Source organism: Halolamina sp. C58, assembly GCF_051195095.1.
Taxonomy (GTDB): domain Archaea; phylum Halobacteriota; class Halobacteria; order Halobacteriales; family Haloferacaceae; genus Halolamina.
In genome coordinates this window covers 497,049-522,656 of the sequence record NZ_JBNTJY010000001.1, presented here as the reverse complement: position 1 = coordinate 522,656, position 25,608 = coordinate 497,049, and the positions used below count along the sequence as shown (strand labels likewise).

Genomic DNA, 25,608 nt, shown 5'->3' with positions numbered 1-25,608 from the left:
AGACGAGAGCCTGCGGCTCTCGTCGACGGCACGGCGCCGATTCCCCACCCCTCCCCCCGCGAGCGCCGTAATTGGCGCTCGCGAGGCGTCCACCGCGACCGCACCGCTGTCGCTGTCGGCGCGAAGCAGGAGCGCCCCTCGTGGGCGCGACCAGCGCGAGGGACGAGTGAGGGCGGAGTCCTCGTGAGCGAAGCGAACGAGGGCACGGCAGAGCTTGCTCTGCCGGAGCCCGAACGAGTCGGCTGGGGAGGGAGCGAGGCGGGAAAACGCGACCAACGGGAGCGGGAAACCGCCTCGATAGCGAGCGGCGAACAAAGTGAGCCGCGAGCGGTGTGGGCTGTGCGAGACGGTGCGGTCGCAAGTGGCCAGCGATCGAGCTGCTGTCGCTGTTCACGGTGACTTCGACGTACAACACCCACAATTCCCCGACCGAATCACGACAAGCCAATCATCCCGCCCCTTCCTCCATCCGCTCGTAGCGCTCCACGAACCGCGACCGGCAGGAGGAACAGCAGAAGTGGTACACGTCGCCGCCGAGCCGTTCGATCTCACCCTCGCTGTCGACGGTGTTGCCACACTCGTCACACGTCAGCGCGAACTCGACGCCGGTCAGCGCGGGGCTCCACTCCATGTCGTCGACGACCCGCACCTCGCGCTCGCGCACGTCGGCGTCGCCGACCAGATCGGCCAGCCAGTCGCGCACGCCGTCGGCCTCGGCGCGGGCGGAGAACAGCAGCTCCTCGTCGGCAGTGACGAACAGGTGCTCGACCGCGCTCGCCGCCGAGACGCGCTCCCGGAGCTCGGCCAGTCCGTCGTCGACGACGAGCCGGACGAACACGGGCACGCCGGCCCGGAGCTGCGAGCGGTCAACGTCGACCGTGAACCGCTGCAGCACGCCCGAGTCCCGCAGCCGCTGGACGCGGTCGGAGACTGCCGGCCCCGAGAGCCCCACGTCGTCGCCGATCTCGCTGTACGGCCGGCGGGCGTCCTCGGCCAGCAGTTCGATGATCCGGAGGTCGGTCTCGTCGAGGTCGCGCATGGGCGGGCTAGAGGGGCCGGGACCAAAGAGCTTCGTCGTCTCCGTTCTCCGTGTTGATACTCCCGGCCGAGAGTTTTTGCGTACGGAGTTTGTTGTCCAACTAGTCAATGGCTACCGACGAGGGGGACTCGACCCCGAGTCCACTCGATGGCGACGTGGACGACGGGGTCGAACCCGGGGAGGGGACCGGGACGGCTCCGGACGCCGTCGTCGGCTCGTACACGTGGGACGATTTCCTTCGCGAACACGGTGAGAGCGAGGCGGCGAGAGCGCTCTACCGGCGGTTCGACGAAGCGCCGGGCAGCGAGCGCTGGGGCGAGGAGGACCGCACGCTCACGCCCGAGGACTGGGAGCGGACCGACGTGGACCCCAGCGAGTATCTGGGGTTCCCGCCGTGGGAGATCGAGGCCCGGATCGGCGCCGCCGCCCGGGTCGCGGGGGACATCACCGACTACTCGGAACTGATCGGCTACGACGAGACGCCGGTCATCAAGGATATCTACGGCTGGGAGGACTACAAGCGCGAGTACTTCTACGACGAGGAGGGGGAGGTACCGACCGACAGCGACGGCGAACCAGTCGAGTTCGACCCCAGTACGGCGCTGGGCTTCCCCGCCGAAACCATCGACCGGACGATGGCCGACTGCGAGCGGGCTGGCGAGGAGCTCAAGGAACTGATCGACGAGCGAACGGTCGACGTGGACGAGGAGATCGACGAGGACGCCTTCTTCTCGGACACGCAGGGGCGGACGACCGTCGCCAACCGCTACGATCTGGAGAAGACCGTCCCGCTGGCGAAGAAAGGGCACTTCCGGGAGCGGGACCGCTACTGGGTGAACAAGCCCTACTCCTACGTGGTGATCTTCCACTCCACGAAGGAGAACGAGATCAAGTACTACGTCGTCGAGCCCCACCTCACTCAGATCGAGGACGAGCTCAGCGACTACCTGACCGACAAGCTGCGGGCGTCGATCAAGTACGAGGACGAGGGCGGCACCGCGGGCGACGAGGACCACCGGCGCTCGGTGATCGAGAGCCGGACACGGGAGTTGCTCGACCGCTACGACCTCTACGACGAGCCCGACGAGTCGGGCGAGCGCGGTGGGTTCGGCAACCGCGTCGCCGACGCGTTCGGCCTCGACCCCAGCGGCGGCGTCTCCGGCCGCATCGTCGATCTGCTGGGGTACGAGGAACCGATCGAGGGCATCAGGCAGCTGGAGGGGATCGAGGTCCGACCGGAGCCCGTGCTGCTCGAGGAGGACGAGGACACGCTCAACGAGTACCAGGTCGAGAAGCTACTGTACTACCTCGAACGGGACTTCATCGGCTACGAGCGCATCGACGGGATCAAACACGACATCAACGTCGAGGACATCTCGTGTGACGGCTACAACTCCCCCGTCTTCGTCTACCACTCCGACTACGAGCAGATCATCACCAACGTCTACCACGGCGAGGACGAACTCGACGACTTCGTCGTGAAGCTGGCCCAGCGCTCGGGGAAGGGGATCTCCAAGCGCCGGCCGCAGGTCGACGCCACCCTCCCGGACGGCTCCCGTGCCCAGCTCACGCTGGGGAAGGAAGTCTCCGACCACGGGACCAACTACACGATCCGCCAGTTCAAGGACGTGCCGTTCACGCCGGTCGACCTGATCAACTGGCAGACGTTCAGCCTCGACCAGATGGCCTTTCTCTGGCTCTGTATCGAGAACCACAAGTCGCTGATCTTCGCCGGCGGGACCGCCTCCGGGAAGACCACCAGCCTGAACGCCGTCTCGCTGTTCATCCCGTCGAACACGAAGATCGTCTCGATCGAGGACACCCGCGAGGTCGAGCTACCCCAGCGGAACTGGATCGCCTCGGTCACGCGCCCCTCGTTCTCCGACGACGACAAGGGCGACGTGGACGAGTTCGACCTGCTGGAGGCCGCGCTCCGCCAGCGCCCCGACTACATCGTGATGGGCGAGATCCGCGGGGAGGAGGGGCGGACGCTGTTCCAGGTCATGTCCACGGGTCACACCACGTACACGACGTTCCACGCCGACAACGTCGGCGAGGTGCTGAAGCGGTTCACCACCGAGCCGATCAACGTCTCGAAGACGATGTTCACGGCGCTGGACCTCGTCTCGATCCAGACCTCCACCCGTGTCAAGGGCCAGAAGGTGCGCCGGAACAAGTCGCTCACGGAGATCAACCACTACGACGCCGAGAACGACGAGATCAACGTCCAGGACGTCTACCAGTGGCAGGCCGAGACGGACGAGTTCCTGAAGATGGGCGACTCCAACACGTTGGAGGAGATCATGTTCGACCGCGGGTGGGACCGCGATCGCCTCGACGACGAGATCTTCAAGCGGCAGACGGTGCTGGCCTACCTGATCCACGAGGGGCTCAACACGTACACGCAGGTGGCGGCGACGTTCCAGGCGTTCATCAACGACCCCGAGACGATCCTCTCGCTGATGGCCAACGACCAGCTCGAGTCCTCGCTCGAGGACCTCCGGGAGATGGAGTCCGTGCTGATCGACATCGACCCCGAGAAGGAGGAGATGGTCCCCCGTCCCGACCCCAACGACGAGATCTTCGAGGAGACCGCGGCGATCCTCGAGGAGGCCGAGGAGCGACTGTTCGAGAAGTACCACGGCGAGAACCCCGACGCCGTCGCCGACGCGCTGGTCGACAGCCAGCCACAGGGCAACGTCGAGGCGACGCCCGACGCCGCCGGCGAGCTCCCCGGGGCCGAAGAGGGCGTCGACCTCGACGAGCCCGACGGGCGGGCGGCGCTGGACGACGTGGACGAGGAGAGCGAACCGGACGACTCGATGCCGGAGCTCGAACCCGGCGACGACGAACAGGCCGACAACGAGCCGACCGACGACGGGACGGTCGACGAGGAACCCGGCGACGACGAACCGATCGGCGACGAACCGCCGGACACCACCGGAACTGATTCCGACGATACCGATGCGACACGGGCCGAGCGAGAGCCCGAAGACGAGACAGACATCGACGAGGGGAGCGACGAATCAGCGACCGGTGCGACAGGATCGATCGGCGATCCGGCCGAGGACGACCAGCACGGGGACGAGGATGAGGAGCCCGACGAGCCGGCGATACAGTGGGACCGGGAGGCCGACGACTGGGACGATCCGAGCGACCTGACGATCCGCCCGGAGCCGGAGGAGTCGGAGTTCGATTCGTCAGCCGACGGCCGGGAGTCGGAGGAGTCGCTGTTCGGCTCGTCCAATACGGACGCGGAACCGGAAGAGTCGCTGTTCGAGCAGCCTGAGGACGACGCGGAACCGGAAGAGTCGCCGTTCGAGCAGCCCGACGACGACGCGGAACCGGAGGAGTCGTCGTTCGAACCGTCCGACGACGATGCGGACGACCTGGAGGATCTGTTCCAGAGCCCGTCCGACGACGAGGCGGACGATCCGAACGATCTGTTCGGGGGGTCGTCCGACGACGAGGAGGGCGAGGGGTAGATGAGCCTGGAACTCGGCGAGGGCCGTGACGACGACTGGGGGACGCTCGCGGACGCGTTCTACCCGCTGTACCGCCTCCTGTTCGACACGGAGGGCGACTTCGTCGGGAGTGTCGAGGAGAAGCTGACCGAGGCCCGGATGAATCAGGCGGTCGAACTCTACCTCTCCCGGGCGCTCGCGGTCGGCGTACTGGTCGGCGGCATGCTCTGGGCGTTCGGCAGCCTGCTGGGCTGGGCGATCTTCGAGTTCGGGCTGGTGACTCCCGAGTCGCTCAGCCTCGGTATCCCCGTCGGCAGCGCCGAAACCGCGGCGATGCTCAAGGCAGCGACGGTGCCCGTGGCGATCCTGCTCTCGGGGCTGGTGTTCGGGAGCGTCGGGTTCCTGATGGGGTTCGGTACGCTGGCGGCGATCCCCTACTCCCGTGCCTCGGGGCGGAAACGGGAGATCAACATGCTGCTCTCGGACTCGGTCTCCTACATGTACGCGCTGTCGGTCGGGGGGCTGAACCAACTGGAGATCCTCGAGTCGATGGCCGAGGCCGACGACACGTACGGCGAGGTCGCCAAGGAGTTCCAGAGCATCGTCAACGAGACGGAGTACTTCGGCACCGACTACCGGAACGCGGTGCGCAAGCAGTCGATGGAGACCCCCAGCGACGAGCTCTCGCAGTTCCTGACGGACATGCTCTCCATCATCAACTCCGGGGGGGACATGGAGCAGTTCCTCTACGACAAGAAGGAGAAACACATGCGGACCGCCAAGCAGGAGCAGGAGACCACGCTGGAGACGCTGGAGCTGTTCGGCGAGATGTACATGACGCTGTCGCTGTTCCCGCTCCTGCTGATCATCATCCTCGTCGTGATGAGCATGATGGGCAGCGGCCGCGAGATGCTCATCTACGGCACCGTCTACGCGCTGATCCCGCTGACGGGGGTCGGCTTCCTCGTGATGATCTCGACGGTGAAACAGGACGAGCCCGGCGACGGCTACCTCTCGCCGCGGAACGGGAGCGAGCGGCTCGAGGCCAGCCAGCAGGAGGGGCTGATCCACCTCGGCCTGATCGAGGCGTTCACGGGGCGGTTCAGCGTGTTCAACCGCATCAAGTCCCGCGAGGGGAACTACAAGACGAAACAGCTGCTGTCGGCGCCGCACATCTTCTTCCGGGACAACCCCCTGTTCACGCTGGCGCTGACGCTGCCGACGGCGGTGGCGGTGCTGGCCGTGCTGTTCGTCAACGGCGCGATGCCGACGGCGTGGGACGGGATGATCTCGAACCCGATCTGGGGGACGTTCGCGTGGTACTACGTCCCCTCGTACATGGTGCTCCTCCCGCTGGCGGTGTTCTACGAGTGGAACGGGCTCACCCGGCGGTCGATTACCGGGAAGCTCTCGGAGAACCTCCGGAAGCTCTCCTCGGCCAACGACACGGGGCAGACGCTGCTCGAGTCGATCGAGACGGTCTCGGACACGTCGACCGGGAAACTGGCCGACGAGTTCGAGGTGATGTACGCGAAGGTGAACTACGGGATGAGCCTGCGGGAGGCGATGGTCGAGTTCAACAACAAGTACCACATCCCGCGGCTGGCCCGGACGATCAAGCTGATCTCCGAGGCACAGGAGGCCTCCAGCCAGATCACCGACGTGCTGTCGACCGCGGCGCAGTCCTCCGAGAACCAGGACGACATCGAGCGCGAGCGCAAGTCCCGCACCCGGATGCAGGTCGCGATCATCCTGATGACGTATCTCACGCTGCTGGCGGTGATGGCGATCCTGAAGACGCAGTTCCTCGACACGATGGCGGGGCTGGGCGGGAGCGGCGGCGGCGAGGCGGCCGGTGCCGGCGGGCTGAGCTTCGGCGCCAGCATCGACACCCAGCTGCTCTCGCTGCTGTTCTTCCACGCGGTGACGCTGCAGGCGGTGCTCTCGGGGTTCATCTCCGGGTACATCCGCGACGCGCAGATCATCTCGGGGGTGAAGTTCGTCGTGATCCTGCAGACGCTGGCGCTGGCGGTCTGGGTGGTGGTCGTATGAGCCGCCCGCAGTTCGGTGCCGACCGACGGGGCCAGACCGTGCTGGACTACGCCATCGGCGTCGGGATCTTCCTCGTGGCAGTCACGTTCGTCGTCGCCACGATCCCGGGGATGTTCTCGCCGTTTCTCGGCGCCGGCGACACGCAGGTGGCCGACCGGACCGCTACCTCGCTGGCGACGGAACGGTTGGGGGCGCCCGACGAGCCGTACGTGCTCGACCGCGACTGCACGGTCGCGTTCTTCGAGCAGTTAGACGGTGGGGGCTCCGCGCCGAGCGACTGCCGGTTCGACACGAACGCGACCACGCTGCAGGGGATGTTCGGCCTCGACTCCGGGCAATCGCTTCAGGTCCGGATCGAGAACACGACCGACACCGCGGCGCTCGGGACACACCAGGCGGGGCCCGACGCGCCGAGCAGCGTCTCGGTCACCACCGCGCGGCGGGTCGTCTCGATCGACGGGGAGAACTACTGGCTGGAGGTGCGTGCGTGGTGAGCGATCGCGGACAGGCCCGCGCGCTGGAGGCGATCACCGCGGGGATGTTGCTGCTGGCCAGCATCGTGTTCGCGCTGCAGGTCACGGCGGTCACCCCCCTCACCGGCAGCACGTCCAGCCAACACATCGAGAACCAACAGGCCAAGCTCGCGGAGGGGATACTGGCGGCCGAAGCCGAGACGGGCTCGGTCGTCCCGACGCTGCTCAGCTGGAACGAGGACGGCCACTTCGACGGCGCCGAGCCGGGCGGGTTCCACGGCGGCGGGCCGCCGACGGCGTTCGGGAACGCGCTGGACCGGACGCTCCGGGAGCGGAACATCGCGTTCAACGTGAAGGTGTTCTACCTCACGGGACCGGGGAGTCGTGACTCCGAACTGCTGGTCGATCTGGGGACCCCCTCGGATCACGCCTCGACAGCCACGCGCTCGTTCACTGTGTACGACGACGACGTGCTCCACCGCATCAACGAGACGACCGAACGGACCGAACCGACGACCACGACGCTCGAGAACACGTCGATGTCGAACAGCACGTATCTGGGGTACAACGTCGACCCGGACGGCCCGGTGTACAACGTTCTGGAGGTGGAGGTGGTCGTATGGCGGATGTAGACGACCGTGGCCAGCTGATGCTCGTCGGCGCGCTCGTGCTCGCGGTCATCTTCGTGACGCTGGCGGTGCTGCTCAACGCCGCCATCTACACCGGGAACGTCGCCACCCGCGACGCCGGTCCGGGGGCGGGTGAGGCGATCGAGTACGAGAACGAGGCGACGGCGATGGCCCGGACGACTATCGGCGGCATCGACGGCGGCGGGAGCGCCACGTACGCGGAGCTCCGCGATAACTTCACCGACACCGTCGGTGAGTGGAGCCGGAGCGCCGGCACCCACGCGGTGGTGTCGCTGGCCGATGCGAGCCTGGAACTACGCGACACGGTACGCGGAACCCGAATCGCCCAGTCCACCGACCGGAACTTCACGAGCGACAGCAACGCGGAGAACTGGACGGTCGCGAACGATAGCCGAGCCCGGGCGTTCCGCCTGAACGTCACGCAGGACTCGCTCGCGTCGACGGACACGCCCGTTGCCAACGACTCCTTCCGGGTGACGTTCAACGACAGTACCGACGAGTGGGCCGCCTACCTCCACCAAGGTGGCTCTGACAACGTGTCTGTCAGCGTCGAAGCGCCCGACGGCAGCGTCGACAGCTGTACGGTCGCGCCCGGTGCCGACGACCGAGCAGTGATCGACCTCACGGGCGGCACGATCGACGGCGAAGACTGCCCCGAACTGCGCTTCTTCGGGAACCTCTCCGGGGAGTACACGATCAGCTACGTGGACGCGCTCGACGACGACGGAAACGCGCAGGTCGTCGGCACCTACGCTGTCGTGGTCGACCGGCCGCTGGACCACCTCGAAACCGGCGCCGACGTTGCCGGCGAGCCGACGGCCACCCGGACGCTGTACAGCGCCGAGCTCCGGGTGGCGTACCGGACGTCGAACGTCTACTACCAGTCGGATTTCCGGGTCGCGCCGGGTGAGCCCGATGCGTGAGGACGCCCCGGCGCCGGAGCCAGACGCCTCGATCGCCGCGGACCGCCGCGGCGTCTCGACGGCGCTCGGCTACACGCTCACGCTCTCGATCACGGCGATCCTGATCGCGGGGCTGTTGACCGCCGGCGGGACGCTGGTCGAGAACCAGCAGCGGGCGGTCGTCACCGACGAGCTGACCGTGACCGGCCAACAGCTCGCCAGCGGCTTCGAGGACGCCGACCGGCTCGCCGGGACGATGCACAACGGGACCGTCCGCGTGAACGTCTGGCTGCCCGCCGACGTGGGCTCGGGCGGGGGGTACTCGCTCGAAGTCGTGAACCACCCGACTCCCGACGACCAGCCCGCACGGGCGACGATCGTCGCCACCGCGGAGAACGTCGACGTGAGTAGGAACGTCAGCTTCCGGACCGAACACCCGGTCGCGAACCGCACGGTCCCCGGCGAGTCGGTCGAGATCGCCTTCACCGACGGGGACGGGGACGGCACCCCCGAGCTCGTCGTCTCCGAGGGTGGTGAGTCGCCGTGAGCGCTCGCGAACGGGCTGGGGCGGGTGATCGGCCGTTCTCGGAGGGGTGCACCTATTACCGTGGAGGCTGTACTCGACAGTGATGGGATCGGATACCGACCGTGGGGTTTCGAGCGTCGTCGGGGTGGTGTTGCTGCTCGGCATCACCATCATCGGCACCGGCGCCGTCGTCGGCATCGGCTCGCAGGCGTTCGTCGACGCCGAGCGGACGGCGACGACCTCACAGGCCGGCCACGCGCTCACGCAGTTCGACTCCAAAGCCGCGATCGTCGCACTCGGCGAGAGCAGCTCCCAGCGCGTCGATCTCGGTCCCTCCGGCGACGGGCAGTTCGTCACGGAGAACGACTCGGGCTGGATCCGGGTCGTCCACCACAACGCCACCGGTAACAACAGCGAGGAGACGATCTACAACGCCTCGCTGGGCTCGGTGAGCTACCGGAACGGCGACACGGAGATTGCCTATCAGGGCGGCGGCGTCTGGGAGCGCCGCGGCAACGGGAGCGTGATGCGCTCGCCGCCGGAGTTCAACTACCGCCGCGCGACGCTCACGCTGCCCGCGATCCGGGTGACCACCGAGGGGCAGGCGTCGGGGCGGACGACCGCGGTCGTCACGCAGGCCGACGACTCCCGGCGGGTGTTCCCCAACAGCTCCGCGTCGTACGACGACGGGACGGCGTACGACAACCCGATCACCGCCGGGAACGTCACCGTCACCGTCCGGAGCCGCTTCTACGAGGGCTGGGCCGAGTTCTTCCGGACCCGGACCAGCGGCAACGTGACCGTCGTCGACGACAACCAGACCGCCACCGTCGAGCTGATCACCCCCGACACCGTCGGCCAGTTCGAGTGGCTGCAGGTGGATGCGGAGGACGGGCTGACCGCCCGCGGGAAGGCGCCGGGGCACACGCTCTCGGATTTCAACGTGACGCTGGTGACGGAGGGGAACGGGAACTCGTTCAACAACCAGGAAGTGGAGTTCACGGTTACGTCGGACTCGGGGAGGGTCACGTACACGGTCGCGACCTCGAAAGGCTGCAAGCAGGGCGGCGGCCCGCTGTCGGTGGGCGTTACCTACGAGAACAGCTCCGTGACTCACGAGTGGCAGAACTCGAGCGTCACCGGATCGAGCGGCCCGATCAGGCTGGACTGCGACGGCGACGAGGGGAAGCTCGTGCTGGACTTCACGTCGGACCAGCGCCTCGAGTACCAGGGGAGCGAGAACGTCACGTTCAGCCACGACGACGCCCCCAACGAGCCGAAGACGTTCGAGCCCGGTGACTCGACCACGATCGATCAGCTCTCGAACCACTACGTCGCGCTGCTCGGCGACGAGTTCACCGTCAACGCCGACCTGAAGAGTTCGGGCTCACAGCTCGACGAGACGGGCTCCACCGGCGTTCTCGACTACGAGACGGACGGGCGGAAGTACATCGCGTACCTCCACGTGACCGAAAACGAGATCGAAGTCGAGTTGGAGTAGCTCCCCCGCGACCCAGCGGCTGGTCAGTTCCGGCGTGGCGCGGCAAACGTTTTTGAGCGCAGAGTTCTGACCTTCGAGTGAACACACATGCCCCAGGACTCAGAGACCGACGAGGACGTCAGTTCGGCACGGGAACGCCTCGAGGAGGGTGCCGACAAGGCGATCGGCGAGTTCGATCAGGGCGTCGTCGACCTGCTGGCGTGGCTGCTCGACACCGAGACGCGTGCACGGATCTACGTCTACCTGCGACAGCACCCCGCCAGCACCAGCGAGGAGGTCGCCGAGGGGACCGGGCTCTACCCGAGCACCGTCCGCGAGGCGCTCGCCGAACTCCACGAGGAAGGGACCGTCTCCCGCGGGAAACGCGAGAGCGAGGGCGCCGGCAACAACCCCTACGAGTACGACGCGATCTCGCCCAGCGAGCTCGTCTCCGAGGCGGTCGGGCAGGTCCAGAACCAGCTCAACGCCGTGTTCAACCTCGACGAGCGGCTCGATCGCGGCGAGACGGGCGACGACGGCGGCCCGGTGACGATCTCGGTCAGCGACGCCGACGGAGGAGCCGAGAACGACGACGCGAGCGACGCGGACGCGAGCGACGCGGCCGACACCGCCGAGAGCGAATGACTGCGCTTTAACCGTCGGCGGACCGATCCCCGTGGTATGCAGGTCGCCATCGGGGGGACGTTCGACCCCGTTCACGACGGTCACCGGGAGCTGTTCCGCCGAGCGTTCGAACTCGGCGATCTGACCGTCGGCCTCACGTCGGACGATCTCGCCCCGGAGACACGCCACGTCGATCGGTACGTCCGTCCCTGGTCGGAGCGCAAAGCCGATCTCGAAGCCGAACTCGAACCGCTGGCGGAGGAGTACGACCGTGAGTTCGAGATCCGGAAGCTGGAGGAGCCGACCGGCATCGCGACCGAACCGCAGTTCGACGTCCTGATCGTCTCGCCGGAGACTCAGGAGGGCGGCGAACGCATCAACGAGATCCGCGAACAGCGGGGGCACGACCCGCTCGAGATCGAGGTCGTCGACCACGTCACCGCGGCGGACGGCGACCGCATCTCCTCGACGCGGATCGTCAGCGGCGAGATCGACCGTCACGGCAACCTTACGCCCGAACGGGAGGGGCGCGGGAAGTTCCCGCCCGACGGCGTCGAGTCGGCGTCTACCTGCGACGCCGAGTAGCTACCACGTCGGCGGACGAAAGCCTGCTTCCTCCAGCAGCGGTTTCCAGCGCTGCTGGACCGAGAGCCGCGACACGTCCATCGCGTCGGCGACTGCGGTCTGTGCGCGTTCCTCGCCGGACAGCAGCGTGGCCGCGTAGAGCGCGGCGGCCGCGACCGCGGGCTTGGAGCGCTCGCTCTCGGGGACGTTGCTCAGGAACAGGTCCTCGGCGGTCGACTTGGCGTCGGCACCGAGTTCGAGGCTGTCGGCCGCGCGGTCCATCTCCGCGAGCCACTCCTCCTGTTCGACGCGATCGCGAGCGCTGTACACAGTCGTCCATCGCGGTCCGGCCCGATAAACCGTCGGCCTAGAGGTCGTGGTAGGACTCGATCGCCTCGCGCCACGCCTCGGGGATCGGGACGGACTCCTCGGCGTCGCGGTCGTACGCAACCTGCACGCTCTCGACGCTCGCCGCGAGGTTCCCGTCGCCGTCGCTGATCTCGTAGGTCATCGGGAGGCTGGACTCGCCGAGGCGGGGCACGTCGACCGCGACGGTGACGGGGCCGTCGTCGAGTTCGATCGGTCGGTGGTAGTCGATCTCGATCCGGGCGAGCACCGAGGAGACCGCCGAGAGATCGGTGTCGAGCACGTCCGCGAAGTAGTCGACCCGAGCCTGCTCGGCGTAGCTGGCGTACACCGCGTTGTTGACGTGCCCCATCGCGTCGATGTCACGGAAGCGCACGCCGACGGTGGTCTCGTAGCTCATACGCCGACCTCGCGTGGCAGCGAAAAAGGGGCACCGATCCGGGCTCAGTCCTGGACCTCGACGTCGGCGCCGGCGGCGTTGTTCTTCACGCTCTCGATCCCCTGTCGGGCTTTCTGCTTGCTCGCGTACCCCTCGCCGCTGTCGGCGACGATGTTGCCGTTGTCGTGGCGGAGCCGCCAGCGGTACTGTCCGGCGTCGTCCTCGTACAGCTCGAACGTGGCTTTCGATTCGGACATCGGTTGGTAATTACTCGCGTGCGTGAAACCTTTTCCGGCCCCCCTCCTCCACCACCCGCAACGTCCACCGGAGGGGGTGTACTTTTCCCGATACTCGCGTAACACCGTCCCATGGCAGCGGATCCGGACCCGGCGGCGGACGGCGACTTCGACTACCACGGCGGCGAGGTGGCCCGACCGGGGTTGGTCGACGATCTGGCGTCGCTCGTCGACGGCGACGTGCGCTTCGACAGCTACTCCCGACAGCTCTACGCGACCGACGCCTCGGCGTACGAGGTCACGCCGATCGGGGTCGTGTTCCCCGAGTCGGCCGCGGACGTGGCCGCCGTCGTCGAGTACTGTAGCGAACGCGGGATTCCGGTCCTCCCCCGCGGCGGCGGCACCAGCCTCGCCGGCCAGACCGTCAACGAGGCGGTCGTGCTCGACTTCACCGCCGAGATGGATGGGATCGGCGAGATCGACCCCGAGGCGGCGACCGCGACCGCCGAGCCCGGCGCGATCGTCGCCGAACTCAACGCCGCCTGTGAACCGCACGGGCTGAAGTTCGCGCCCGACCCGGCGTGGCGGGACAAGTCCGCCCTCGGCGGCGCGATCGGCAACAACTCCACCGGCTCGCACTCGCTGAAGTACGGCAAGACCGACGCGTACGTCGAGTCCTGCGAGGTCGTCCTCGCCGACGGGACCGTCACCGAGTTCGGCGCGGAGCGCGTCGGCGACCTGCGCGACCGCGCGGATCCGGACGGCGATATCGAGGCTCGCATCGCCGCGGGCGTCGTCGACGTGCTCGACGACCACGCCGGCGAAGTGCGCGAGCGCTACCCCGAACTCAAGCGGAACGTCTCGGGGTACAACCTCGACGTGCTGGTCGACGAAGCGACGGTAGACGGCGAGGTAGACGAGGACGCGACGGTCAACCTCGCGCGCCTGCTCGCGGGCAGCGAGGGGACGCTCGCGATCGTCACCGAAGCGACGGTCTCGCTCGAACCGATACCGGAGACGAAAGCCGTCGCGCTGCTGGCGTACGACGACCTGCTCTCGGCGATGGAGGACGTGACCCCCGTGCTCGAACACGACCCCGCGGCGGTCGAGGTGATGGACGACACGCTGCTCGACCTCGCGCGGGACACACAGGAGTTCGCGGACGTGGTGGGGATGCTGCCCGACGGAACGGACTCGGCGCTGCTCGTGGAGTTCTACGCCGAGAGCGACGACGACGGGCGGCGGAAGGTGGCCGACCTGCTCGCCGACCGTCGGCCGGAGACTGACAGCGTGGGCGACCCCAGCGACGATCCGCCGTCGGCGGGCGCCCCGGTCCGCGCCCACGCCGCGATGGAGGCCCACGACGAGGCCACGCGCGATCGCTTCTGGAAGATGCGGAAGGCGGGGCTGCCGATCCTGCTCTCGCGGACGAGCGACGAGAAGCACGTCTCGTTCATCGAGGACTGCGCGGTCCCGCCGGAGAAGCTCCCCGAGTACACCCGTCGCTTCCAGCAGGTGCTCGAGGAGCACGACACGTTCGCCTGCTTCTACGCACACGCCGGTCCGGGGGTGCTCCACGTCCGGCCGCTGCTGAACACGAAAAGCGAGGTGGGCGTCGACGCGCTCGCGTCCATCGCCGACGCCGTCAGCGACATCGTGGTCGACCTCGGCGGCAGCGTCTCCGGCGAACACGGCGACGGCCGCGCCCGTACGCTGTGGAACCGGAAACTGTACGGGCAGGAGCTCTGGGAGGCGTTCCGCGACCTCAAGTCGGCGTTCGACCCCGACTGGCTACTGAACCCGGGACAGGTCTGTGGCTACGCCGCCGACGAGCGCCGGCCCGACTCGCTGCCCGAGCGCGCCGACGCCGCCGAGATGACCGAGAACCTCCGGTTCGACCCCGAGTACGAGTTCGACGCCGGCTTCGACCCCGATCTCCGCTGGGAGAACGACAACGGCTTTCAGGGGATGGCGGAGCTCTGTCACGGCTGTGGCGGCTGTCGCGGCGGGCAGGAGACCACCGGCGGCGTGATGTGTCCGACCTACCGCGCGGCCGACGAGGAGATTCAGGCCACCCGCGGGCGGGCGAACCTGCTCCGGCAAGCGATGAGCGGCGAGCTCCCCGAGGAGGAGATCTTCACCGAGGAGTTCGAGGACGAGGTGCTCGACCTCTGTATCGGCTGTAAGGGCTGTGCGAAGGACTGCCCGAGCGAGGTGGACATGGCGAAGATGAAGACCGAAATCGAACACGCCCGCCACGAGCGCGAGGGTGCCGGCCTACGCGAGAGGCTGTTCGCCAACGTCGACACGCTCTCGCAGATCGGCAGCCGGCTCGCGCCGCTGTCGAACGCCGCCGCGACGCTCCCGGGCGCCCGCTGGGCGATGGAGAAGACTCTCGGCATCGCGGCCGATCGGAGCCTGCCGACGTTCCACCGCGAGAGCTTCGCCGACTGGATGGCCGATCGCGAGCCGGCCGTCCCCGAAAGCGAGGCCGAGCGGAAAGCGCTGATCCTCCCGGACACCCACACGAACTACAACGCCCCCGAACAGGGGAAAGCGGCGGTCCGGGTGCTCGAAGCCGCGGGGGTCCACGTCGAACTGGCCGCGGAGGCGGGATCCAGCGGCCGACCGCCGCTCTCGAAAGGGTTCGTCGATGAAGCCCGGAACCGCGCCCGCGAGAACGTCGACGCGCTCGCGCCCCGTGTCAAGGAAGGCTGGGACGTGGTGGTCGTCGAACCGTCCGACGCGGTGATGCTCCAGTCGGACTACCACGATCTGCTGGCCGGCGACGGCGTGGAGGCCGTCTCGAACGCGACCTACGGCGTCTTCGAGTACCTCGACGCGTTCCGGCTCGACGACGGCTTCGACGCGGCGGGCGAGGGGTCGCTGGTCTACCACGGCCACTGTCACCAGAAAGCGAGCAAGAAGGATCACCACGCGGTCGGCGTCCTCCGACGTGCCGGCTTCGAGGTCGACCCGCTGGACTCCACCTGCTGTGGGATGGCCGGGAGCTTCGGCTACGAGGCCGAACACCTCTCGATGAGCAAGGCGATCGGCCGGATCCTGTTCGATCAGGTCGACGACGCCGACGGCAACGAGGTCGTCGCGCCGGGGGCGTCCTGTCGAACGCAGCTCGGCGACCGGCCGGCCGCCGATTCGGAGCCGCCCCACCCGATCGAGGAGCTCGCGGCGGCTGTCGACGCTCTCTGACCCCGACGTTCAAGTACGAGAACGGGACCACGCTCCCCGTGACCTGACCACTGCGGCGGGGCAGCAGCGGGAGCGTGGCACCTGCCTCGCCGGCGACCTGCCACCTGTTCGCCAGCGTCGGCGCCGACGCCCGGGCTCAGAGTTCGTCGAGTACCTCCCCCAGCGTCTCCAGTCCCGATTCCACCGCCTCGGGGCTCCGACCGGCCGAGAGACGGACGCCCGAGGGCACGTCGAAGAACCGCCCGGGGATCACCAGCACTCCAGCGTTCCACGCCGCCGCGGCGAGTTCGTCACCGTCGGCACGTTCGTGTTCGACGAAGCCGAACGTGCAGCCGGCAGCGATCTCGCCGTCGAGATCCGACCGCTCCTCGACGAACGACGAGAGTAGCTCGTAGTTCCGTCGGAGCTGGGAGCGGGAGTCTGCGACTAGCTCGTCACGGTGAGCGAAGAAGCGCCGCGCGAGCGCGCGGCTGGGTTCCGCCACTGCCGGGACGTGCATGAACGCCTCGCGGGCGCGCTCGACGAACGGCTCGTCGGCGATCAGCCAGCCGACTTGGAGCCCGCCGAGGCCGTGGAACTTCGTGAACGAGCCCGTCACGACCGTGTTGGGGATCCCCGCCGCCGTAACGCCGCCAAACGCGCCCTCGGCGTCGTCCTCGGCAGTGTATGGCCCGTACACCTCGTCGACGAGGAGCCGGCTGCCGGCGTCGCCGACGGCCTCCGCGACCGACGCCAGTTCCTCGCGGGGAGTGAGCCGCCCCGAGGGGTTGTGGCGGTTCGTGACGGTGACCAACGCCGTCCGCTCGGAGAGGGCCGCGGTGATCTCGCTCGGGAGTAGCGGGTACCCCGATCGGGCGGGGCGGTCGAACCGGCTCACCGTCCCGCCGATGCCGGCCGGCGTGTGGACGAGGGGGTCGTAGCCGGGCTCCTCGACGACGACCTCCTCCCCTTCGGCCAGCGACAGCGCCGCCGCGGCCGCGAGGAAGTTCGCGTGGGTCGCGCCCGCAGTCACGAGTACCGCCGACTCGTCGACGCCGTACTCCGCGGCGATCGACGCCGACAGCGACGGCGGGTCGTTCGGGTCCGGAAGTCCCGAAAGCGGCGGCGGCGCCACCGAGCCGTCGGCCTGCTCCGTCCGCAAGTCGCTCGAGCCGAGATCGTGGTCGGCCGCCCCGGGCCGACCCTCGATCCACTCCAGGTAGGGCATCGGTTCGAACATGCTCGCCCAGTAGTGCTGTGGGGGGTTAAGCGTCACCGCCTCCCCCGTGTCGTGGCGCTCAGTCTCGATCGTGAGCAGCGCCAGCCCGCTCGGCCGCGACTTCGGCGCTTTCGAACCGGGCGAGGTGTGTCTCGCAGTCGCAGTCGGAGGCGCCAAAGCCGGGAACGGGCCCGGCCCCGAGCGTTCGCGCGACCGCGCATTCGCAGTCCTGCCCGCGCGTTCGCTCGACGCTCACCAGTTCCGTCTCGGGATGGCCGCCGAAGTAGTCGACGTGCCAGTGACGAACGTCGTGCTCGCCGGCGGCGACGTTGCGGTGGCGGTCGATTCGGGAGAAGCCGCCGCTTCCGAGGGCGCTTCCGGTGTAGCAGTAGCCGCCAGCCGGGAAGCGGTGCTCGCCGAGCGCACCGACCTCGATATCGGCGGCGCTCGGCAGCGAGAAGACGAGCGTGTACGTACCGCCGTCCATACGCCCACGTCGGCGCCACCGGTCAAAAGCGGCCGGGACCAGAACCGTCATGGCTCGCGGGCGCCGAGCGGGCGCGTGCACGACCCGCTCGACTGGCTCCGGGAGCGCCCGTACCATGCCGAGCAGGTGGCCGCTCACCGGCGGGTGCCTGCCCGGGAACCCACGTTCGCGGATCTCGATCTCGAACCCCGTCTCGAGAGTGCGCTCGCCGACCGGGGGATCGAACGACCGTTCCGGCACCAGGCCGCCGCGATCGAGGCAGTCAGGGGCGGCGACGACGCCGTGATCGCGACCGAAACCGCAAGCGGGAAGAGCCTCGCGTACACCGTTCCCGCGTTCGAGCGAGCGATGGACCACGGGGGTCGAACGCTCTACCTCGGCCCGCAGAACGCGCTCGTCTCGGACCAGCTGGAGACGCTCTCGGCGTTGGCCCGCGATCTCGGCTTCGGTTCGCGCGTCTCCGTCGACCAGTACACCGGCCGGCTCTCGAAGTCCGAGAAGCGAGACGTTCGGGACCGTCGGCCGACCGTGCTGCTCTCGAACCCCGACATGGTCCACTACGCGCTGCTCCCGCACGCCCACCGGCTCTGGGAGTGGTTCTTCTCCTCGCTCGAACTGGTCGTGATCGACGAGGTTCACAGCTACCGCGGGGTGTTCGGCTCGCAGGTCGCGCTGCTGTTGCGACGGCTCAACCGAATCTGCGAACGCTACGGCGCCGACCCCACCTACGTCTGCTGTTCGGCGACGATCGGCAACCCCGTCGAACACGCGGCGACGATCACCGGCCGTGAGCCCTCGGGGTTCACACTCGTCGACGACGACGCCTCCGCGACGGGGCCGCGGGACTGGGTGCTCTGGAACCCGCCCGAGTACGAACAGGATCGAGAGACGGGACGGCGGCGCTCCAGCCACGTCGAATCCATGCGACTGTTCACCGACCTCGTGGAGGCGGGTCAGCAGACGCTCGTGTTCACGCGGAGCCGTCAGACCGCCGAGCGCTACGCCGCAGAGTCGGCGAAGGAGCTCCGGAGCCGCGGATCGGCCGAGCTCGCGGGGAAGGTGCAGGCGTACCAAGGATCGCTGACCGACGACCGCCGGCGGGAGCTGGAGGAGCAACTCCACAGCGGCGAGCTCCGTGGGGTGTGGAGCACGAACGCGCTCGAACTCGGCGTCGACGTCGGCGGGCTGGACGCGGTGATCGTCGACGGCTACCCGGGCACCCGGATGGCGGCGTTCCAGCAGGCCGGGCGGGCGGGGCGGGGCGACGACCCCGCGCTCGTGGTGCTCGTCGCCGGGGAGGATCAGTTGGACCAGTACCTGATGCGCAACCCGGAGACGTTCTTCGAGGGCGAGCCCGAGGACGCGATCAGCGACCCGGAGAACGAGGCGGTCATGCCCGATCACGTCGCCTCGGCGGCCGCCGAGAACTGGCTCTCCCGGGACGACCGGCGACACTTCGGCGAGCCGTTCCCGGACGTGGTCGCGGATCTGGAGGACGCGGGCGTCCTAGAGCGCCGCGAGACGGGAAACGGGCTCCGGTGGACCCACGACGGGGACGAGAGCCCCCAGCACAGCATGAACCTCCGGACGATCGACGACCGGGAGATCGACCTCCGAGACGAGCGATCCGGCGACGTGATCGCCTCCCTATCGTTCTCGGACGCGCTCCGAGACGTGCACCCGGGTGCGATCTACCACCATCAGGGCCAGCGTTACGAGGTCGCGGAGTTGAATCTGGATCGCGACACCGCCCGCCTCCAGCCGACGTGGGCGGACTACCACACGCAGGTTCTGACCGAGAAGGACGTGACCGTCCACGAGGACCTGCGGGAGAAGTCGCTGTCGGCCCGACCCGACACGGCGGTCCGGTTCGCGGACGTCTCCGTGACCGAGCAGATCACCGGGTTCGAGCGCCGGGACGCCGCCTCCGGCGAAACGCTCGGTCGGGAGTCGCTCGACCTGCCGGAGACGACGCTCCGGACGAAAGCGCTCTACTGGACCGTTCCGGAGGACGTGGAAGTCGAGATGCGCGCGATGGCCGCCGAGGACGGCGACCCCGAGTACGGCTTCAACGGCGGCATCCACGCGGCCGAACACGGCGTCATCTCGCTGTTCCCACTGTACCTGCTCTGTGACCGGGCGGACATCGGCGGGCTGTCGACGCCGTACCACTCCCACACCGACCAGTCGACGATATTCGTCTACGACGGCCACCCCGGCGGCGTCGGGCTGACGAAGCGAGGATACGACCGGATCGAGGCGCTGATGGCCCGGACCGCCCGGCTGATCGACGACTGCGACTGCGCCGACGGCTGCCCGTCCTGCGTGCAGTCGCCCCACTGCGGCAACGCGAACGACCCGCTCTCAAAGCCCGAGGCGGTGTTCATGCTCGACGCGCTCACCGGCGGCGACTGAACGAGGCGACACGGATCGCGGCGCGCTTTTGCAACGCTTAAACCCACGGCGGCGCTTCCTCCAGCTATGACCGACGAGGCCGACGCGGCAGCCGAGGAGCCGACCGACGCCGAGGAAGGGGCCGAGGCTGACGCGCCGGAGGCGGAGACCGAGGAGGAACTCGACCGATCGCTGATCGAGCGCGTCGCCGAGTACGACGAGGAACTGGCCGAGGCAGTCCGGGAGGACCGCGCCGACTACGAGGAGCGTATCGAGGACTTGGAGGGGAAGCTCACCCGAAAGCAGGCCGACTTCCAGAACTTCAAGAAGCGCCAGCAGAAGAAGCTCGAACAGCAGCAGGCCCGGGCGACCGAGAGTCTGGTCGAGGACCTGCTCCCGGTCCGTGACAACCTCGCCCGCGCGCTGGAGCAGGGCGAGGACACCGACATCCGTGAGGGCGTCGAGGGGACGCTCCGCGAGCTGGACAGCGTGCTCGCCGACGAAGGGGTCGAGCGGATCGAACCCGAACCCGGCGAGGAGCCAGATCCCGAGCGCCACGAGGTGCTGATGCGCGTCGAGAGCGACCGCCCCGCCGGCACCATCGAGGAGCTCTACCGCCCCGGCTACGAGATGGGCGAGAAGGTGATCCGGACCGCACAGGTCACGGTCAGCGAGGAGTAGCGGTCGGACGACGCTTCGGGATAAATCCTTCTGCAGACCCCGGCACCGGCTTAGAGAACCGCAGGCAAGCGTAGGGGTATTCTGCGGTCGTGAAAGCAACCTTTAACCGATTCAGCCCGGAATACACGACCAAGAATGGCGAGCAACAAGATCCTCGGAATCGACCTCGGGACCACCAACTCCGCCATGGCCGTCATGGAGGGTGGTGACCCCGAGATCATCGTCAACAGCGAGGGCGACCGGACCACGCCGTCGGTCGTCGCGTTCTCCGACGACGGCGAGCGCCTGGTCGGCAAGCCCGCCAAGAACCAGGCGATCCAGAACCCGGAGAACACGATCGCCTCGATCAAGCGCCACATGGGCGAAGAGGACTACGCCGTCGAGGCCGACGGCGAGGAGTACACGCCCGAGCAGATCTCGGCGATGATCCTCCAGAAGCTCAAGCGTGACGCCGAGGAGTACCTCGGCGACGAAGTGGAGAAGGCGGTCATCACGGTCCCCGCGTACTTCAACGACAAGCAGCGACAGGCGACGAAAGACGCCGGCGAGATCGCCGGCTTCGAGGTCGAACGCATCGTCAACGAGCCGACCGCGGCGTCGATGGCGTACGGGCTCGACGACGAGTCCGACCAGACCGTTCTCGTCTACGACCTCGGCGGCGGGACGTTCGACGTTTCGATCCTCGATCTCGGCGGCGGCGTCTACGAGGTCGTCGCGACCAACGGGGACAACGACCTCGGTGGCGACGACTGGGACGAGGCGCTGATGGACCACCTCGCCGACGAGTTCGAGAACGAGCACGGGATCGACCTCCGCGAGGACCGACAGGCGCTCCAGCGGCTCAAGGACGCCGCCGAGGAAGCCAAGATCGAGCTCTCGAACAAGAAGGAGACCACCGTCAACCTCCCGTTCATCACCGCGACGGACTCCGGCCCGGTCCACCTCGAGCAGTCGGTCACACGGGCGACGTTCGAGTCGCTCACGTCGGACCTGATCGAGCGTACCGTCGACCCGACCGAGCAGGCGCTCGACGACGCGGGCTACAGCAAGAACGACATCGACGAAGTGATCCTGGTCGGCGGCTCGACCCGGATGCCGCAGGTTCACGAGCAGGTCGAGGATCTGGTCGGACAGGAGCCCAAGAAGAACGTCAACCCCGACGAGGCCGTCGCGCTGGGTGCGGCGATCCAGGGCGGCGTGCTCTCCGGCGACGTGGACGACCTCGTGCTGCTCGACGTGACCCCGCTCTCGCTGGGGATCGAGGTCAAGGGCGGCCTGTTCGAGCGCCTGATCGAGAAGAACACCACGATCCCGACGGAGGAGTCGAAGGTGTTCACCACCGCCGCGGACAACCAGACCTCCGTGCAGGTCCGCGTGTTCCAGGGCGAACGCGAGATCGCCGAGGAGAACGAGCTGCTCGGTGAGTTCCAGCTGACGGGGATTCCCCCCGCGCCCGCGGGCACGCCCCAGATCGAGGTCACGTTCAACATCGACGAGAACGGGATCGTCAACGTCGAGGCCGAGGATCAGGGCTCGGGCAACGCCGAGTCGATCACCATCGAGGGCGGCGCCGGCCTCTCCGACGAGGAGATCGAGCAGATGCAGCAGGAGGCCGAGCAGCACGCCGAGGAGGACCAGCAGCGCCGCGAGCGCATCGAGGCTCGCAACGAGGCCGAGGGCGCGATCCAGCGCGCCGAGACGCTGATCGAGGAGAACGAGGAGAACGTCGACGACGAGACGATCGAGGAGATCGAGGCCGCGATCGACGACGTGCAGGACGTTCTCGACGACGAGGACGCCACGGCCGACGAGCTGAACGAGGCCGCCGAGGAGCTCAGCGACGAGCTGCAGGAGATCGGCAAGCAGATGTACCAGGAGCAGGCCCAGGCCGGCGCGGGCGGTGCCGGTGCGGGTGCCGCGGGCGGTCCGGGCGGCATGGGCGGCGCCGGCCCCGGCGGCATGGGCGGTGACGCTGGCGGCGAGGACGACGAGTACGTCGACGCCGACTTCGAAGACGTGGACGACGAGGACGAGGACTGAAAGGACGAGTCCGAGTCGTCCATACGGAAGACGAGCGTAGCGAAGTCTTCCGGTATTTCAGAAAGCGACCGCAGGGAGCTTTCTGAACCGGACTGGGACGAAACCGACTGCGACAAACCCGATTTCTCGACCCGACTCACCTCCGCTCCAGCGGCACGGTCATACAGTTGATCCCGCCGGCGCCTCGCGTCAGCACGCCCTCCGGAATCCCCTCGCCGTCCGGCAACACCTCGACGCCGCGCTCCTTCAGGCGCTCGATCGTGCCGTTCAGGTCGGGGTCGTACGCGCCGTCCTCGTCGGTGCGGTGCATCGGGACGATCGTCCCGTCGTCGACGGTGAGGAAGTTCGCCGCCCAGCGCTCGTTCGGCCCCATCTCGACGATATCGTACCCCTGCTCGCGGAGGTAGTCGAGCGTCGACGTGGAGCGGTCGAACACGTAGCCGTCGCCCGTCTTCCGGAACACGTCGACCGTCGCTTCCTCGGCGAGCGCGGGGTCGGTGACAGCCAGCCCCTCCGCAGCGAGGTTACACCAGCCGAGCAGATGGAGCACGCGCGAACCGATCCCGTGTTCCTCGCGGTGGCGGCGATCCGCAGCCAGCGGCGCGCGCACGAGCCCCACCTCCTCGAAGCCGACCGCACCCGCGTCGAGGAACTCCCGCCCCGCCTCGTAGGTGGTCCGGATCACCTCCTCCCTCCCGTCGATCTCGGCGGAGACGCCCAGCAGGGCGAACTCGCCGGCGGGAAGGAACTCCCCGCCCTCCAGCGGTCGCTGCATCTCGTGGGAGAACTCCGCACCCAGCCCCTCCCACGCCGGGCGGACGATCGGGAGCTCGTCCTGTCGGATGGGTTCGCCCATCGCACAGAGCACCGGTCCCTCGTCGCCGACGACGACCGTGTCGCTCTGGAACAGCGTGTTCGAGATCGGCCGGCGGAGTTCGACGTTCGGCCCGTCCGGACCCTCGGTGAGTCTCGCCCGCGAGAGCACCAGTTCGAGCGTCTCCCGGTCGTCGAACTCGGCGGTCGCGGCGGCCGGATCGAGACCGTCGGGGAGGTCGACGTACTCCGCGACCAAGTCGGTGAGCGCGCCGGCGTCGGCGAGATCGTCGGCGAGCAGGTGGACCTCGACGCCCGCGCTCGCGAGCGCGTCGGTCATGCGCTCGTGCTCCCGTGCGGCCTGTGCAGGCGGGACGGGGGCGTCGAACAGGTTCGACTCCGGGTCGAGCGCACCGGACCAGAGTTCGAGGCCGGGGCGGTGGGCGCGCACGTGGGTGAGGCGGTCGTACTCGGCGCGGGCGGTGAACGATGGCATCGGTTACCACGATCTGTGTGCCGGGGTGCGTTGAATCCATCGCCGCGAACCCGTGACTTGCGCCACCGAACCACACGACAGAGGTACACTTTTCACGCGTCCGGTCCAGCGATCAGTCGATGTCTTCGACACGCGAGTCCCGCGGGTTCAGCACGGCCCGTGGACACGTTCCGCGGTGGCGGTAACAGACAGCGATTTCTCCAGCGATCCGGACGTACCGAGGTGACCGATGCGGCGCAGTGACCTCTTTCTCCCCGCGAGCCGCGAGCGCCGCGGCGAAGGGACGGCGGCGACCGAACGCCTCGTCCGGGCGGGGCTGATCCGGGAGTTCGGTAGCGGGCTCTGGGGGCTCACGCCCGCCGGGAAGCGCGTTCGGGAGAAAGTCGTCGACCGAATCCGAACCGGGATGGACGCCGTCGGCGGGCAGGAAGTGTCCCTCCCCGGCCTGCAGCAGCGGGAGCGCTGGGAACAGAGCGGCCGCTGGGGCGCCTTCGAGGGCGAGATGTTCACCCTCGCGGACCGCGACGGTCGGGACCTCTGTCTCGCACCCAGCCACGAGGAGGGGATGGTCCACCTGCTCGACGGGCTGGTGCGCTCCTACGACGATCTCCCCCTGACGCTGTACCAAGACGGGGCGAAGTTCCGTGACGACCGTGCCCGGGCGGGCCTCCTGCGCTGTAAGGAGTTCACAATGAAGGACGCCTACTCGTTCCACGGCGACGAGGCGTCGCTCCGCGAGGGGTATCGCGAGATCCGAACGGCGTACGAACGGATCCTCTCGGATCTCGGCCTGTCGTTCGTGATCGCCGACGCCGCCAACAGCGTGATGGGGGGCGACCGCTCCGAGGAGTTTCTCGCCCCCGTGCGCGACGGGACCTGCGACCTGTTGGCCTGTTCCGGCGACGGCTGTCGGTTCGGACTGAGCGACGAGTCGCCCCAGTACGGGGCGTTCGCGGACGGGGACGACTGCCCCGACTGCGGCGACCGACTCCGCGAAAGCGGCGGCGTCGAAGTCGGCCACGTGTTCGAACTCGGGACGGGCTACGCCGAGTCGATGGGGTTCACGGTCGACGGCGCCGACGGCCGCCCCCGCGAGGTCCACATGGGCAGCTACGGGCTCGGGATCGGCCGGATCGTCCAGACGATGGTGATGCAGGGCGGCACAGACTCCGACTCGGGGGACGCAGGCTGTTACTGGCCCGTCACCGAGTGGGGGTCGGTCGCACCTTATCGGGCCGCAGTCATTCCCATCGGCGACGGGGAGGTCGAGACGGTGGCTGCCGAGATCCACGACGAGCTCGGCGCGGACTGCCTCCTGTTCGACGGCGAGCAGTCCGTCGGCGAGCGTTTCGCCGAGAGCGACCTGCTGGGGCTGCCCGGGAAGATCGTCGTCGGGAACCACTACCGCGAGACCGGCGAGGTCGAGATCGAGGATCGGAACGGGGAGAGTAGCTCGGTCGCGCCCGAAGCGGCGGCGGCCGCCGTCGAGCGGTTCGGGGCCGGGGGCTGACCCCAGCGGAGTCGAGCCTCGCGC

Annotated in this window: 20 protein-coding genes and 1 pseudogene; 14 read left to right on the top strand and 7 right to left on the bottom strand. The window is 68.4% G+C overall.

The annotated features are described in order from the left end of the window. Positions 1 to 448: 448 nt before the first annotated feature. Entirely contained in the window at positions 449 to 1,039 is a 591-nt protein-coding gene (locus ACQUSM_RS02740) for an AsnC family transcriptional regulator (RefSeq protein WP_435115492.1), read from the bottom strand. A gap of 107 nt (positions 1,040 to 1,146) precedes the next feature. Between ACQUSM_RS02740 and ACQUSM_RS02735 the strand changes: the two genes are divergently transcribed. The 9 genes from ACQUSM_RS02735 (at position 1,147) to ACQUSM_RS02695 (ending at position 11,795) form a co-directional block, all read left to right on the top strand. After that, positions 1,147 to 4,524, top strand: coding sequence for an ATPase, T2SS/T4P/T4SS family (locus ACQUSM_RS02735; protein ID WP_435115490.1), 3,378 nt, complete (start codon positions 1,147 to 1,149; stop codon positions 4,522 to 4,524). Continuing rightward, complete coding sequence (locus ACQUSM_RS02730) at positions 4,525 to 6,555, top strand: type II secretion system F family protein (RefSeq protein ID WP_435115488.1); 2,031 nt, start codon at positions 4,525 to 4,527, stop codon at positions 6,553 to 6,555. It abuts the gene before it with no gap. Continuing rightward, positions 6,552 to 7,049 (top strand): DUF7287 family protein, encoded by a 498-nt coding sequence (locus ACQUSM_RS02725; protein ID WP_435115486.1) that lies wholly within the window; start codon positions 6,552 to 6,554, stop codon positions 7,047 to 7,049. The genes ACQUSM_RS02730 and ACQUSM_RS02725 overlap by 4 nt, the downstream gene beginning before the upstream one ends. Then, entirely contained in the window at positions 7,046 to 7,660 is a 615-nt protein-coding gene (locus ACQUSM_RS02720) for a DUF7288 family protein (RefSeq protein WP_435115484.1), read from the top strand. The genes ACQUSM_RS02725 and ACQUSM_RS02720 overlap by 4 nt, the downstream gene beginning before the upstream one ends. Beyond that, positions 7,648 to 8,601 (top strand): DUF7261 family protein, encoded by a 954-nt coding sequence (locus ACQUSM_RS02715; RefSeq protein ID WP_435115482.1) that lies wholly within the window; start codon positions 7,648 to 7,650, stop codon positions 8,599 to 8,601. Before ACQUSM_RS02720 ends, ACQUSM_RS02715 begins: the two co-directional genes overlap by 13 nt. Further along, complete coding sequence (locus ACQUSM_RS02710; protein WP_435115480.1) at positions 8,594 to 9,127, top strand: DUF7266 family protein; 534 nt, start codon at positions 8,594 to 8,596, stop codon at positions 9,125 to 9,127. Before ACQUSM_RS02715 ends, ACQUSM_RS02710 begins: the two co-directional genes overlap by 8 nt. An 82-nt stretch (positions 9,128 to 9,209) precedes the next feature. Further along, positions 9,210 to 10,607 carry a DUF7289 family protein gene (locus tag ACQUSM_RS02705; protein WP_435115478.1) on the top strand — a complete coding sequence of 466 codons (1,398 nt, stop codon included), beginning with the start codon at positions 9,210 to 9,212 and terminating at the stop codon, positions 10,605 to 10,607. Between the two features lie 87 nt (positions 10,608 to 10,694). Then, positions 10,695 to 11,231: a helix-turn-helix domain-containing protein gene (locus ACQUSM_RS02700; protein ID WP_435115476.1), complete on the top strand. Its 537-nt coding sequence runs from the start codon at positions 10,695 to 10,697 to the stop codon at positions 11,229 to 11,231. Between the two features lie 36 nt (positions 11,232 to 11,267). After that, positions 11,268 to 11,795: a phosphopantetheine adenylyltransferase gene (locus tag ACQUSM_RS02695; protein ID WP_435115474.1), complete on the top strand. Its 528-nt coding sequence runs from the start codon at positions 11,268 to 11,270 to the stop codon at positions 11,793 to 11,795. Here ACQUSM_RS02695 and ACQUSM_RS02690 read toward each other — a convergent pair whose 3' ends face one another. From ACQUSM_RS02690 to ACQUSM_RS02680, 3 genes and pseudogenes are all read right to left on the bottom strand, one after another. Then, entirely contained in the window at positions 11,796 to 12,104 is a 309-nt protein-coding gene (locus ACQUSM_RS02690) for a transcription initiation factor IIB family protein (protein ID WP_435115472.1), read from the bottom strand. A gap of 37 nt (positions 12,105 to 12,141) precedes the next feature. Then, positions 12,142 to 12,540 (bottom strand): acyl-CoA thioesterase, encoded by a 399-nt coding sequence (locus ACQUSM_RS02685; protein ID WP_435115470.1) that lies wholly within the window; start codon positions 12,538 to 12,540, stop codon positions 12,142 to 12,144. Positions 12,541 to 12,584: 44 nt separating this feature from the next. Beyond that, positions 12,585 to 12,767: pseudogene (locus ACQUSM_RS02680) on the bottom strand (HVO_2922 family protein); the annotation flags it as partial. 120 nt (positions 12,768 to 12,887) lie between these two features. Here ACQUSM_RS02680 and ACQUSM_RS02675 point away from each other — a divergent pair. Beyond that, entirely contained in the window at positions 12,888 to 15,965 is a 3,078-nt protein-coding gene (locus ACQUSM_RS02675; RefSeq protein WP_435115468.1) for an FAD-binding and (Fe-S)-binding domain-containing protein, read from the top strand. A 136-nt stretch (positions 15,966 to 16,101) separates the two neighbouring features. On the opposite strand, the gene ACQUSM_RS02670 is transcribed toward ACQUSM_RS02675, so the two are convergent. Together ACQUSM_RS02670 and ACQUSM_RS02665 are read right to left on the bottom strand one after the other, a co-directional pair. Beyond that, on the bottom strand, positions 16,102 to 17,184 hold the full coding sequence (locus ACQUSM_RS02670) for a pyridoxal phosphate-dependent aminotransferase (RefSeq protein ID WP_435115466.1): 1,083 nt from the start codon (positions 17,182 to 17,184) through the stop codon (positions 16,102 to 16,104). Positions 17,185 to 17,242: 58 nt separating this feature from the next. After that, complete coding sequence (locus ACQUSM_RS02665) at positions 17,243 to 17,650, bottom strand: GIY-YIG nuclease family protein (RefSeq protein ID WP_435115463.1); 408 nt, start codon at positions 17,648 to 17,650, stop codon at positions 17,243 to 17,245. A gap of 75 nt (positions 17,651 to 17,725) precedes the next feature. Here ACQUSM_RS02665 and ACQUSM_RS02660 point away from each other — a divergent pair, with 75 nt between their 5' ends. The 3 genes from ACQUSM_RS02660 to dnaK all read left to right on the top strand — a co-directional run bounded on the left by ACQUSM_RS02660 (position 17,726) and on the right by dnaK (position 22,765). Beyond that, positions 17,726 to 20,065, top strand: coding sequence for a DEAD/DEAH box helicase (locus ACQUSM_RS02660; RefSeq protein ID WP_435115460.1), 2,340 nt, complete (start codon positions 17,726 to 17,728; stop codon positions 20,063 to 20,065). Between the two features lie 66 nt (positions 20,066 to 20,131). Continuing rightward, entirely contained in the window at positions 20,132 to 20,725 is a 594-nt protein-coding gene (grpE, locus tag ACQUSM_RS02655) for a nucleotide exchange factor GrpE (RefSeq protein WP_435115457.1), read from the top strand. Between the two features lie 135 nt (positions 20,726 to 20,860). Next, entirely contained in the window at positions 20,861 to 22,765 is a 1,905-nt protein-coding gene (gene dnaK / locus ACQUSM_RS02650; protein ID WP_435115454.1) for a molecular chaperone DnaK, read from the top strand. Between the two features lie 136 nt (positions 22,766 to 22,901). Here the strand turns inward: dnaK and ACQUSM_RS02645 are convergent, their stop codons facing one another. Beyond that, positions 22,902 to 24,074 (bottom strand): arginine deiminase family protein, encoded by a 1,173-nt coding sequence (locus tag ACQUSM_RS02645; RefSeq protein WP_435115452.1) that lies wholly within the window; start codon positions 24,072 to 24,074, stop codon positions 22,902 to 22,904. A gap of 229 nt (positions 24,075 to 24,303) precedes the next feature. Here ACQUSM_RS02645 and ACQUSM_RS02640 point away from each other — a divergent pair, with 229 nt between their 5' ends. Beyond that, positions 24,304 to 25,584, top strand: coding sequence for an aminoacyl--tRNA ligase-related protein (locus tag ACQUSM_RS02640; protein WP_435115448.1), 1,281 nt, complete (start codon positions 24,304 to 24,306; stop codon positions 25,582 to 25,584). The last annotated feature ends 24 nt before the right edge of the window (positions 25,585 to 25,608 follow it).

Excerpts from the sequence above, each read along its gene's own strand:
- ACQUSM_RS02705 (WP_435115478.1), top strand. The coding sequence starts at position 9,210 with ATGGGATCGGATACCGACCGTGGGGTTTCGAGCGTCGTCGGGGTGGTG.
- ACQUSM_RS02700 (WP_435115476.1), top strand. The coding sequence starts at position 10,695 with ATGCCCCAGGACTCAGAGACCGACGAGGACGTCAGTTCGGCACGGGAA.
- ACQUSM_RS02640 (WP_435115448.1), top strand. The coding sequence starts at position 24,304 with ATGCGGCGCAGTGACCTCTTTCTCCCCGCGAGCCGCGAGCGCCGCGGC.
- dnaK (WP_435115454.1), top strand. The coding sequence starts at position 20,861 with ATGGCGAGCAACAAGATCCTCGGAATCGACCTCGGGACCACCAACTCC.
- ACQUSM_RS02670 (WP_435115466.1), bottom strand. The coding sequence starts at position 17,184 with ATGTTCGAACCGATGCCCTACCTGGAGTGGATCGAGGGTCGGCCCGGG.
- ACQUSM_RS02740 (WP_435115492.1), bottom strand. The coding sequence starts at position 1,039 with ATGCGCGACCTCGACGAGACCGACCTCCGGATCATCGAACTGCTGGCC.
- ACQUSM_RS02725 (WP_435115486.1), top strand. The coding sequence starts at position 6,552 with ATGAGCCGCCCGCAGTTCGGTGCCGACCGACGGGGCCAGACCGTGCTG.
- ACQUSM_RS02685 (WP_435115470.1), bottom strand. The coding sequence starts at position 12,540 with ATGAGCTACGAGACCACCGTCGGCGTGCGCTTCCGTGACATCGACGCG.
- ACQUSM_RS02665 (WP_435115463.1), bottom strand. The coding sequence starts at position 17,650 with ATGGACGGCGGTACGTACACGCTCGTCTTCTCGCTGCCGAGCGCCGCC.
- ACQUSM_RS02695 (WP_435115474.1), top strand. The coding sequence starts at position 11,268 with ATGCAGGTCGCCATCGGGGGGACGTTCGACCCCGTTCACGACGGTCAC.
- ACQUSM_RS02730 (WP_435115488.1), top strand. The coding sequence starts at position 4,525 with ATGAGCCTGGAACTCGGCGAGGGCCGTGACGACGACTGGGGGACGCTC.
- ACQUSM_RS02735 (WP_435115490.1), top strand. The coding sequence starts at position 1,147 with ATGGCTACCGACGAGGGGGACTCGACCCCGAGTCCACTCGATGGCGAC.
- grpE (WP_435115457.1), top strand. The coding sequence starts at position 20,132 with ATGACCGACGAGGCCGACGCGGCAGCCGAGGAGCCGACCGACGCCGAG.
- ACQUSM_RS02715 (WP_435115482.1), top strand. The coding sequence starts at position 7,648 with ATGGCGGATGTAGACGACCGTGGCCAGCTGATGCTCGTCGGCGCGCTC.
- ACQUSM_RS02710 (WP_435115480.1), top strand. The coding sequence starts at position 8,594 with ATGCGTGAGGACGCCCCGGCGCCGGAGCCAGACGCCTCGATCGCCGCG.
- ACQUSM_RS02675 (WP_435115468.1), top strand. The coding sequence starts at position 12,888 with ATGGCAGCGGATCCGGACCCGGCGGCGGACGGCGACTTCGACTACCAC.
- ACQUSM_RS02645 (WP_435115452.1), bottom strand. The coding sequence starts at position 24,074 with ATGCCATCGTTCACCGCCCGCGCCGAGTACGACCGCCTCACCCACGTG.